Source organism: Microbacterium sp., from assembly GCF_049661145.1.
GTDB lineage: Bacteria > Actinomycetota > Actinomycetes > Actinomycetales > Microbacteriaceae > Microbacterium.
Genome location: NZ_JBASZT010000156.1, coordinates 1 through 9,378, shown reverse-complemented (window position 1 = coordinate 9,378; position 9,378 = coordinate 1). Strand labels below are relative to the sequence as shown.

The 9,378-nt window shown below is 68.0% G+C and carries 13 protein-coding genes and 1 pseudogene; 8 read left to right on the top strand and 6 right to left on the bottom strand.

Features of this window, described 5'->3' with window-relative positions:
- On the bottom strand, positions 1-432 hold a 432-nt coding region (locus tag WBP48_RS07100; protein ID WP_424438164.1), incomplete at its 3' end, for a Fur family transcriptional regulator.
- An 86-nt stretch (positions 433-518) separates the two neighbouring features.
- Here WBP48_RS07100 and WBP48_RS07095 point away from each other — a divergent pair.
- A complete protein-coding gene (locus WBP48_RS07095; protein ID WP_424438161.1) occupies positions 519-839 on the top strand; it encodes an ArsR/SmtB family transcription factor in 321 nt (106 codons plus the stop codon).
- 78 nt (positions 840-917) lie between these two features.
- Positions 918-1,214, top strand: coding sequence for a hypothetical protein (locus WBP48_RS07090; protein ID WP_424438158.1), 297 nt, complete (start codon positions 918-920; stop codon positions 1,212-1,214).
- 144 nt (positions 1,215-1,358) lie between these two features.
- On the opposite strand, the gene WBP48_RS07085 is transcribed toward WBP48_RS07090, so the two are convergent.
- Positions 1,359-2,387, bottom strand: a complete 1,029-nt coding sequence (locus WBP48_RS07085) for a GTP-binding protein (RefSeq protein ID WP_424438155.1) — start codon at positions 2,385-2,387, stop codon at positions 1,359-1,361.
- A 79-nt stretch (positions 2,388-2,466) separates the two neighbouring features.
- Between WBP48_RS07085 and ykgO the strand changes: the two genes are divergently transcribed.
- From ykgO to WBP48_RS07070, 3 genes are read left to right on the top strand one after another with little or no spacing between them, the layout of a single operon-like run.
- Positions 2,467-2,589: a type B 50S ribosomal protein L36 gene (ykgO, locus tag WBP48_RS07080; protein WP_424438152.1), complete on the top strand. Its 123-nt coding sequence runs from the start codon at positions 2,467-2,469 to the stop codon at positions 2,587-2,589.
- A gap of 23 nt (positions 2,590-2,612) precedes the next feature.
- On the top strand, positions 2,613-3,503 hold the full coding sequence (locus WBP48_RS07075; protein ID WP_424438149.1) for a fructose bisphosphate aldolase: 891 nt from the start codon (positions 2,613-2,615) through the stop codon (positions 3,501-3,503).
- Between the two features lie 26 nt (positions 3,504-3,529).
- On the top strand, positions 3,530-3,805 hold the full coding sequence (locus tag WBP48_RS07070) for a hypothetical protein (protein ID WP_424438146.1): 276 nt from the start codon (positions 3,530-3,532) through the stop codon (positions 3,803-3,805).
- Positions 3,806-3,876: 71 nt separating this feature from the next.
- Here WBP48_RS07070 and WBP48_RS07065 read toward each other — a convergent pair whose 3' ends face one another.
- The 3 genes from WBP48_RS07065 to WBP48_RS07055 all read right to left on the bottom strand — a co-directional run bounded on the left by WBP48_RS07065 (position 3,877) and on the right by WBP48_RS07055 (position 6,758).
- Positions 3,877-4,995, bottom strand: a complete 1,119-nt coding sequence (locus tag WBP48_RS07065) for a SufD family Fe-S cluster assembly protein (RefSeq protein WP_424438143.1) — start codon at positions 4,993-4,995, stop codon at positions 3,877-3,879.
- 36 nt (positions 4,996-5,031) lie between these two features.
- A complete protein-coding gene (locus tag WBP48_RS07060; RefSeq protein WP_424438140.1) occupies positions 5,032-5,775 on the bottom strand; it encodes an ABC transporter ATP-binding protein in 744 nt (247 codons plus the stop codon).
- Between the two features lie 65 nt (positions 5,776-5,840).
- On the bottom strand, positions 5,841-6,758 hold the full coding sequence (locus tag WBP48_RS07055; RefSeq protein WP_424438137.1) for an ABC transporter ATP-binding protein: 918 nt from the start codon (positions 6,756-6,758) through the stop codon (positions 5,841-5,843).
- A gap of 25 nt (positions 6,759-6,783) precedes the next feature.
- Here WBP48_RS07055 and WBP48_RS07050 point away from each other — a divergent pair, with 25 nt between their 5' ends.
- The 3 genes and pseudogenes from WBP48_RS07050 (at position 6,784) to WBP48_RS07040 (ending at position 8,073) form a co-directional block, all read left to right on the top strand.
- Entirely contained in the window at positions 6,784-7,077 is a 294-nt protein-coding gene (locus tag WBP48_RS07050; protein ID WP_424438134.1) for a hypothetical protein, read from the top strand.
- Positions 7,050-7,517: pseudogene (locus WBP48_RS07045) on the top strand (hypothetical protein); the annotation flags it as partial. The gene WBP48_RS07050 and the pseudogene WBP48_RS07045, both read left to right, overlap by 28 nt.
- A 157-nt stretch (positions 7,518-7,674) precedes the next feature.
- Positions 7,675-8,073, top strand: coding sequence for a hypothetical protein (locus WBP48_RS07040; protein WP_424438167.1), 399 nt, complete (start codon positions 7,675-7,677; stop codon positions 8,071-8,073).
- 93 nt (positions 8,074-8,166) lie between these two features.
- Here the strand turns inward: WBP48_RS07040 and WBP48_RS07035 are convergent, their stop codons facing one another.
- The gene (locus WBP48_RS07035) at positions 8,167-8,670 is read right to left on the bottom strand and encodes a ClbS/DfsB family four-helix bundle protein (RefSeq protein ID WP_424438131.1); all 504 of its coding nucleotides are present in this window, start codon (positions 8,668-8,670) and stop codon (positions 8,167-8,169) included.
- Between the last annotated feature and the right edge of the window lie 708 nt (positions 8,671-9,378).

Here is a 9,378-nt window from a genome sequence, read left to right as displayed (position 1 = left end):
GCCGAAGACCTCGAGCACGTGGCGCGTTACCGTGAAGCCGTGTGTGGTGGCGGTGCGGCGGATCCACTCCTCGTCGGGCGGGTCGAATTCCACCGCGCGGCCGCACCCCTCGCACACGAGGTGGTGGTGGTGCTCCCCGGGCTGCGCGCATGCCCGGAAGAGCTGACCGCTCGGGCTCGCGATCGTGTCGGCGCGGCCCGACTCGGCCAGCGCGTTCAGCTGCCGATACACCGTTGCAAGTCCGATGGCCGCGCCACCCTGCACGATCCGCTGATGCAGTGCGCCAGCCGATACGAACCCGGGTGCCTCGGCGAGCGCACGCATCACGGCATCCTTCTGCGCCGTATGGCGCGACGATACGTCGGCGACGTCGCGTGCGATGGCGGTGGAGCGGCCCGGGGACAGACGGGCGGAGGTGCGGGCGGCGTTCATGAGCGTGGTCCCTTCAGGTGCCGAGAAGCCTTCTCAGTTGAGTATACATATTGCAATTTGTTTATGCGTGTGCTGAAATGGATGCCGTGGACATCGAACCTGGCCTCGCCGAGGCTGCGCAGTTGTTCAAGGTGCTCGGCAGCGAGTCGAGGCTCGGGCTGCTGCGGCTGATCGGGCACGAGCCCCGCACCGTCGGGGCGCTGGCCGAGGCCAGCGGCCAGTCGCAGCCGCTGGTGTCGCAGCACCTGCGGACCCTGCGGCAGGCGGGCCTGGTCCGCGCGATCCGCCGTGGCAAAGAGGTCGAGTACCACCTCGCCGACATCCACGTCAGCCACGTCGTCGCCGATGCCCTCGCGCATGTCCGTGAGCCGGGAGAAGAGCCGAAACAGTCCGGAACCGAGAACTAATACAAGAGTGTCCCTCCGGGACCCGCCGCTTCGCCCCTCCATGGCGCGGCAGCGCCCCTGAAAAGCTAAGGAGTCATCATGACAACCACCGACATCCACGCCGAGCACACGACCGCCGAGCACACCCACGGCGCCGACTGTGGCCATGAGGCCGTGCCGCACGGCGACCACGTCGACTACGTGCACGGCACGCACCACCACGCCCTGCACGGCGACCACTACGACGAGCACGAGTCGGTCGCGGAGCACACACCGGCCACCCACACGCATGGTGCCGACTGCGGCCACGAGGCCGTGTCGCACGGCGACCACATGGACTACCTGCACGACGGCCACAAGCACGCCGTCCACGGTGACCACTACGACGAGCACTGAGTCTGCCTGACCTACACCGCCGTCCGTGCGTCGAGCGAGGGCGCTCCAGGAGATCGAGTCGAAACGGAGTTCGCCGCTCTGTGCAGGCAGCGCCGGTTCGGCTCGTTTCGCGCGCTCGACGTACGGGGCGGAGTGCATGCTCGCTCACTCGCTCCGGTCGACCGCGCCCGCCCAGTCGGGGAAGGGGTCCGTGAAGCGCGCCCAGGCTGCGGGGCCTGCGGCGAGTTCGTCGTCGGTGAGCGCCGCGGCATCCAGGACTCTGACGATCGCGTCGTGGTCGAGATCGAGGCCGATGAAGGCGAGATCCTGCCCGATGGCGAGCAGTTCCTCATCGTCGGCAATCCGCTCGTCGAAGGCCGCAGGATTCAGGGAGATCATGCTTCCGACGTGCTCCCACTGCGCCACGACGTGGGGCCGCGTCGCGAGCCGACAGAACCCGGCCGAACGCACGAGGTGCCCGAACGAACCCGCCTCGAGCTCGTCCAGCACGCGGCCAAGACGCTCGGGGTGCAGGGGATGCACCTGCTCGTAGCGCAACGCGCTGACCCGCCGGTCTGTCATGTGAGGCTCGAAGGCGCCGCTGAGCACCCGCATCCAGCCCGGACGATCCTGCTCGCACGTGTACGGCTCACCGGGCACGAGGTGTTCGATCGCGTCGCGATGCAGGCGCAGGCGCGCGGCAGGACTCAGGTGACTGAGGAGGGCCATGATCGTCGTCAGCTCCGGCAGCGACAGCGCTGTCCAGCCGACGAGGACGATGGTCGAGGCGTGCTCGAGTTGCGCCACCGTCAGCTGCGCGCGGGCGACGAGGGGAGCGGCGACGCCGCTGTCGGCATCGCGCAGCGGCAGGTAGTCATCGCGGTTCAGGTCATCGAACAGGTGCGCCGCATCGACCACGCAGACGATGCCGCCCAGCCGCGTGCGCTCGTCGCCGTCGGCGAACACTGCGATGAGTTCCTCCGCCGGCACCTCGTCGGGTAGTTCGACAACGGCGCCCGCGGCGGGATCGGTCCACGATGCCAGCACGGCCGCTTCTTCGGCCGGATAGGGCGAGCCCGCCAGCCGCGAGGCGGCGAAAAAGGCCCGGTTCGTCAGTCGCGCGAGCCGCTTGGCGTACATCAGGCGCTCCGGTTTGCAGGGGCCGACCACGGCGATCACATCCACGGCATCCACTCGTCGTTCCTCTTTCCGTCTGTCGGAGCTATACTCAACGATGATAATCGTTATCAACAAAGTTCTCGCAAGGAGAGTCATGAAGGTCCGCGCGTCGCTCAAGTCGCTGAAGAACCAGCCCGGTGCGCAGGTCGTGCGCCGCCGCGGCAAGGTCTTCGTCATCAACAAGCAGAACCCCCGCTTCAAGGGCCGTCAGGGCTGAGCGGACGAGCAGAGGAAAGACGAATGCCTGACAACACCCAGTTGAACCGCTTCGAGACCGGGCAGGGCTTCATTGCCGCCCTCGATCAGAGCGGCGGCAGCACGCCGAAGGCCTTGGCGCTGTACGGAGTCGATGAATCGCAATACTCCGGCGAGGCGGAGATGTTCGACCTCATCCACGCCGCCCGCACTCGCGTCATCACGAGTCCCGCTTTCACGAGCGATCGTGTGCTCGGTGCGATCCTCTTCGAGGGCACCCTCGACCGTGAGATCGACGGGCGTAGCGTCACCGACTACCTCTGGAACGCGAAGGGCATTCTCCCGTTCCTCAAGATCGACAAAGGCTTGGATGCCGAGCGCGATGATGTGCAGGTGATGCGTGAGATCCCGGAACTCGACGCCCTCCTCGCCCGCGCCGCGCAGCAGGGGGTCTTCGGCACGAAGGAGCGATCGTTCATCAAGGCGGCGAACGCCGCCGGCATCGAGCTCATCGTGACGCAGCAGTTCCGCATCGCTGATCACGTTCTCGCGGCGGGACTCGTACCGATCCTCGAGCCCGAGGTCGACATCACCGCGCCCGACAAAGCCGAGGCCGAAGGGTTGTTGAAGGCTGAACTGCTGCGCCAGCTCGAGGGGGTCCCGGTCGACGCGAAGGTCGCCGTGAAGGTCAGCATCCCCACCGTCGACGACTTCTACGCAGACCTCATCGCTCACCCGAAGGTCGCGCGGGTCGTCGCGCTGTCGGGCGGCTATGGCCGCGACGAGGCGAACGAGCGCCTGGCGCGCAATCATGGCCTGATCGCGAGCTTCAGCCGTGCTCTGCTCGACGGGTTGACTGCCCAGCAGAGCCCCGAAGAGTTCGATGCGACTCTCGATGCCTCGATCGAGGCGATCTACCGGGCCTCGATCGCCTGAGGGCGTCATCCGGTGAGGGCTGGGCTATGAGCAGCGGTGAGCCGTCGTGGGTTTCCAGCGCGCAGTTCCGCTCGATTCAGGCCGGGCTGCGGATCGTGGCGGCGTGGGCAGATGCCGACCACGAACCGGAGTCCGCCCTCGACGGGGCGCTGCGCCGAGAGTCGGACCCGGCCGACGTTGTCGTCGGCCTGGCGACGGTATCGCGACTGCTCGCGATCGAGCTCGCCACGGCGACTGGCGCGACGGAGGGCGCGGTGCTCGACCGGCTCGGTGCGCTGGTCGATCGCATGCAGCACTCCTGAACCGGGGAGGCCGGACGCGGACGGATGCCGTCACGCCGGGCGGACCTCGGTACGCGAGAAGGCGGATGCCGTCACATGGTGCCGGAGGTCGCCTCGGCGACCGTGGCGTCGACCTGCGCGCGGAGGCTCGCCGGCAGTGCCAGCTCGTCGAGGGTGAGGAAGCCCTGGATGATGAGGCCGCGGGCGGTGTCCTCGTCGAGCCCTGTCGACATCAGGTACGCGACGCGCTCGGTGTCGAGGGCTCCGACGGAGGCTTCGTGCGAGAGCTGAGCCGAGGCGGAGAGCGCTTTCAGGGCGGGCGAGGTGAACACGAGGCCGTCGTCGCTGAGCTTGAGCCCGTCGCAGCCGACGAATCCCGTGGCGAAAGCGCCCGTGCCGACGAGCGTCGGACGGTTCTCGATCGTGCCGCCGCGGGCGACCATGCGGGTGACGGACTCGGCGCGCGAGCGGTCGCCGGCCAGGTCGATGTTCTCCACGATCACGCGCCGGGTGCCCGGACCGGCGGCCACGACGGAGTGTGAGGTCATCGTGGCATCCGCCCCGGCGACGCAGGTACTGACGGAGTAGTGCTCACGCACCGGCGAGAGGCTCACGCTGTCCGAGACCGCGTGCGCGCCGACGCCGAGCTTCGTGCCGGAGTAGCAGTGCACGCGCATGCCGCTGTCCCAGTGCTCGACGGACAGGCCGCGGTGGCGTGCACCGTCGCCGAGGAACGTCTCGCAGACCGACACGTGCGTTCCCGAGTGCGCCGGCCCCGCGACAGCCGATCCCGAGATGGACTCGACGGTCGCCCCCTCTTCGATGACGCAGATGTTGTGCACGTACTGGTTCGCCTGCGGCGTTTCCAGGAGGGTGAACGTCTGCACCGGCAGCGTCACCGATGCGTCCTTGCGTACGCGCACGAAGCTCCCCAGCGGCGGATGCACCGACCCCGCGAGTTCGGTGATGATCTCGTCGAGGTCGGGGGCGACGAGGCTGAACATGAGGTCCTGCACCCAGTCGTAGCGCTCGAGAGCCTCGGTCAGCGGAAGGATCTCCACCGCCGGGTCATTGACCTCGATGCGCGAGATCTCCTGATCGACGATCAGTGCGGTTCCCGCTCGCTCGGGCTCCGGCAGATAGCCGACCTCGCGCAGCACCTCGTCTTCATCCGTCGTGGTTGACACGTCGTCTGCCGTGTCGTTCGTCATTCTTCCCGCTCCCTTCCCGGCTCCCGCCGGTGTGTCTCAGGCGGTCGGGTATCCGTCCGCCTTGATCCGATCCACGAGCTCGCGGGGGCTCCCGGAGGTCGTGAGGATGCCGTCCGCCAGCACGTGCGCCGTGGTGGCGCGGACGGTGTCGAGAATCTGCCCGCCGTGCGTGATGATGAGCCCCGTGCGCGCAGACCCGTCGGCACGCGGGGTGCTCAACAGGTCCGCGATGGCCCGGCCCACCGCCGCGACGTGCTCGAGATCGACGCCGCTCTCGGGTTCGTCGATGAGGCACAGCGCCGGGTCTTGCAGCACGAGCTTGAGGATCTCCCAGCGTTTGATCTCGCCGCCGGAGAACCCGTCGTTGATGCCGCGCCCGAGCAGCGTGTCGAGGCCCAGCTCGGCGGCGTGGGCGCGCATCCGCTCGTCGGAACCGAGAGCGGCGCTGAGAGCACGGATGCTGACGCCGCTGATCGACGGCGGCCGCTGGAACGCGAGACCGATCCCCGCGTGCGCGCGCTCGGTCACCGACTCGTGCTCGACGCGCTGCCCGCGGAACCGGATCTCGCCTCCGGTCACCTCGTATCCGGGCAGACCCATGATCGCTGCGAGCAGCGACGACTTGCCCGAGCCGTTCGGCCCGAGGAGCAGGTGAATCTCGCCGACGGCGATGGTGAGGCTGACCCCGCGGCATACGTCCCGCCCGGCGACCCGCACGTGGAGGTCATCGAGGACGAGCCCCTCAGAGGCGTCGTGCTGATTCGGCATGAGGACTGTCACCGGCTTTCATCGTCGCCCTACCGTCGCACTTCCCATTGTACCGAGGATCATTATCAGTAGATGGGTTACTGGGCGGCCTCAAGCTGCGGGAGGACAAGGGAGCGGTAGGCGGGGCAGCTCTCTAACAGCTCCGAATGGACGCCGTCACCGACGAGCCTGCCCTCGTCGAGGACGAGGATGCGCTCAGCGCCGAGCAAGGTCGAGAGGCGATGCGCGATCGTGATCGTCGTGCGGCGACCCCGGGCGCCCGTGACGGCATCTTGCACATCGCGTTCACTGAGCACGTCGAGCTGGCTGGCCGCTTCGTCGAGGATGAGCACGGCGGCCGGGTGGATCACCGCGCGGGCCAGCGCCAGCCGCTGCCGTTCCCCGCCAGACAGCGAGCGGCCGTTCTCGGAGAGCACTGTGTCGAGACCCTCGGGCAGACGCTCCACGATGTCGTCGGCGTGGGCGATGCGCAACGCCGCCCATAGGGCGTCGTGGTCGAGCGGCTCATCGGTGGCGAGCAGGAGGTTCTCGCGCACGGTCTCCTGGAACAGCGAGACATCCTGGGGCAGCAACGAGACTGCCCTGGCCAACCCGTCGCGCTCGTATTCGGGCAGCGGGTGTTCGGCCACGGCGATGGCCCCGCTGACCGGGTCCATGAAACGCGCGAGCAGCTGAGCGAACGTGGACTTGCCGGAACCGGAGCGACCGGCCAGGGCGACGTGCTCGCCGGGGCGCAGCCGTACGGCGACGGCGTCGAGGACGAGATGGGCGGATGCCGCGGGGTCGATGCTGCGCCAGCGGAACGACACGTCGGAGGCGACGACCGAGCCCCGTTCCGGGCCGGGGCCGGGTCGTTCGCCATAGCCGGCGACAGGCGGCGTCGCCGTCAGCAGCACCTCAATACGTGCCGCCGCCTCGCGGGTGGTGCCGTAGCTGCGGGCCATCGCGGCCCACTGCAGAATCGCCGTCGTCGTGGCGCCGCCGAGGATCACCACGAGCGGCGCCCAGATCGCATCGAGCGTGCCCTCCCCGATCTGCCAGGCGCCGCGCCCCGACGGCTGGCCCGACGGCTGGCCCGAACTCGACGAGGACGACCAGTCCACGATCGCGCCCGGACTGTTCCTGTCGGGGCCGACGGTGCGGCACGAGGGGCTGAAGTTCTGCTTCATCTACAAGTTCCGGCAGCGCTTCGCGCACATCGCCCGCGTCATCGGCGAGCGCGCCGGGAAGGACACCGGTGCGCTGGAGGCCTGGCGGGCGGCCGGTATGCTCACCGACGACTTCTCGTGCTGCGCGGTGGAGTGTTCGTGCTGACCGCGCCGCTGCGCGCCGGCATCACGACGGTGCTGTTCCTGGCCGTGATCCTCGTTGGCAGCCTGCTCGGCGCGCTCGCGCCCGGGGCGGGGGAGAGCGTGGCCGGATACGCCGATGCGCTGATCCTCCTGCTCGTGGGGAGCCTGTTCTTCACCCTGCGCCTCGATGGCCTGTCCGCGTTGCGCCGGGCGCCGCGCACCGTGCTGCTGGCCGTCGGAATGAACTTCCTCGTCATCCCGCTGGTCGCCCTCGCGCTCACCGCCATGCTCCCGAACGAGGCGCTGCGCCTGGGCGTGCTCATCTACTGCCTCGCGCCCTGCACCGACTGGTTCCTCGGGTTCACCCGCCTGGCCGGCGGTGACACCGCAACCGGCGCGGCGCTGATCCCCGTGCAGCTCACCCTGCAGCTGCTCCTCTACCCGCTGTGGCTCGGCTTGTTCGCGCGGGGGTTCCGCGCAGGGGCAGGTCGAGGGTGTTCTCGCGTCGGCGGGTCCGACGCTGCTGACCTGGTTCGTCCTCCCTGCCGCCGTCGGTCTCGGCCTGCGACTGCTGCTGCGCCTCACGGTGCCGGTGGCCGTGCGGGAGGGCGTCGTTGCCGTGGTCGATCGCGTCGTTCCGGGGATCATCGCCGCCGTGATCGTGGCGATCTTTGCCGGCAACGTCGGTGCGATCCTGGCCGACCCGGCGGCGTTCGGGTGGGTGCTCGTGGTCGTCTTCCTGTTCTTCGTCGTCACTTATGCGCTGGGCGAAGGGGTTTCGCGGCTGTTCCGGTTGCGGCATCCCGAGCATGCGCTGCTCACGATGACCACCTCGGCGCGTAACGCGCCGCTGATGCTCGCCGTCACCGCGGTCGCTCTGCCGGACCAGCCCATCGTGCACGCGGCGATCATCCTGGGCATGCTCATCGAGTTCCCCCACCTCACCGTCATCACCCACCTGCTGCGCCGCCGGGCGGCCACGCCCGCGTCAGTCGCTGAGGCGGCGGTGGCGCCGTAGCCGGTGTGTCGAGGTTCGGTAACGCACCCCTCATTGAAATCTGGCCTGAGTTCCGCCCGGGCTCTCCCAACCCAGGCTCGTGACTGGCTTGGATTAGAGGGTGCGAAGCCACTCGCGGATGCGACCACGGGCGTTGGCGTAAGGCGATGAGGTGTTGAGTGAGATCATCCGACCCATCGAGTAGTTGCTGTACCAAGACTGCCCGTAAAGCTCCTCATTCGAGTAGCCTTGGATCAGGGAGACGATCTGTTCCTTCGCGTTGCAGAGTTGAGCGCGCAGGCTCTCCCATGAATCAGACGCATGTTCGCTGTAGTAACGCTGAGCAAGCGATCCAAGCTCATTCCATTTGATGCCCGGCGCAGGCAACTCGTCGGGTAACCCTTCGGCGCGACGCGCGTGCCAGGCAAGTACCTGCTGGTTCCAGCCGATCAGGTAGGCAACCAGGTCGGCCGGGGTCATTCGGCTTCCTTTGACGTGGCTCTCCAAGACTGGTGTGCGAGCGAACTCGATGGGAACACGATCGAGGTCTTTGTTCAGCGCCGCAAAGCTCTTCTCAATCGCTACGAGTAGTTCGTCCTTGGTGCCAGGAACTGCCATCACTACCCCTGTTCCTGAGCGGCGCCACCGAAGGAAGCAGGACAATGCTACCCCGGCAACCGATCTCCTGAACCGACGCTTCTGCCGACTGAACTCCTCGGTTGATGCACGTGTCGCGCTCGACGCCGATCAGCGCGCAGTCGCCGCTAACGCACTGCTCGAGACCCCGGCTGCTGGCTCCACCGACTGAACGACTGAGCAGCAGGGTGGCGTCGCCGCAGCCAGAGCGTGGGCGGGCGCCACGAGTCACCGATGCACCGGGTTGCACCTGCAAGAGCGTGCTGCGTTTCGTCTCGGTCGCCTACGGCTCCCTTGCGGCGCGACCAGTATGGAAACCTCCTTGGTGGATCCGCGCTGAATGTGCCTGCGTGGGGTACGCGCTGAGAACCGTCCTCTATCGATCCAAGGTGGCCCCCCGCGTCAGTCGCTGAGGCGGCGGTGGCGCCGTAGCCGTCCGCGAAACCGCACGGCGGTTGGGAACCACGCCCGCAGACGCAATGCGAGTGTTCGTGGCAGCGTTCAACCAGCACCGAGGGTTCCCGTTCGATGTGCGTCTGGCCGCCGAGGTCGAGCCGTTCGGCTCAGACCCGGATCCGCGGGTAGTGGGGTGGTGGGTCGGCGTGGGAAAAGAGAAAGTGCCTTCTGATCTGGGACGATGGTGATTGCGAAGTCAGTCAGCGTCGGATCAGGGAGGCACTTTCTTGGTGG

What these genes read in the sequence shown, in the direction of transcription:
- WBP48_RS07090 (WP_424438158.1), top strand. Translation starts at nt 918, where the DNA reads ATGACAACCACCGACATCCACGCCGAGCACACGACCGCCGAGCACACC.
- ykgO (WP_424438152.1), top strand. Translation starts at nt 2,467, where the DNA reads ATGAAGGTCCGCGCGTCGCTCAAGTCGCTGAAGAACCAGCCCGGTGCG.
- WBP48_RS07075 (WP_424438149.1), top strand. Translation starts at nt 2,613, where the DNA reads ATGCCTGACAACACCCAGTTGAACCGCTTCGAGACCGGGCAGGGCTTC.
- WBP48_RS07070 (WP_424438146.1), top strand. Translation starts at nt 3,530, where the DNA reads ATGAGCAGCGGTGAGCCGTCGTGGGTTTCCAGCGCGCAGTTCCGCTCG.
- WBP48_RS07065 (WP_424438143.1), bottom strand. Translation starts at nt 4,995, where the DNA reads ATGACGAACGACACGGCAGACGACGTGTCAACCACGACGGATGAAGAC.
- WBP48_RS07035 (WP_424438131.1), bottom strand. Translation starts at nt 8,670, where the DNA reads ATGGCAGTTCCTGGCACCAAGGACGAACTACTCGTAGCGATTGAGAAG.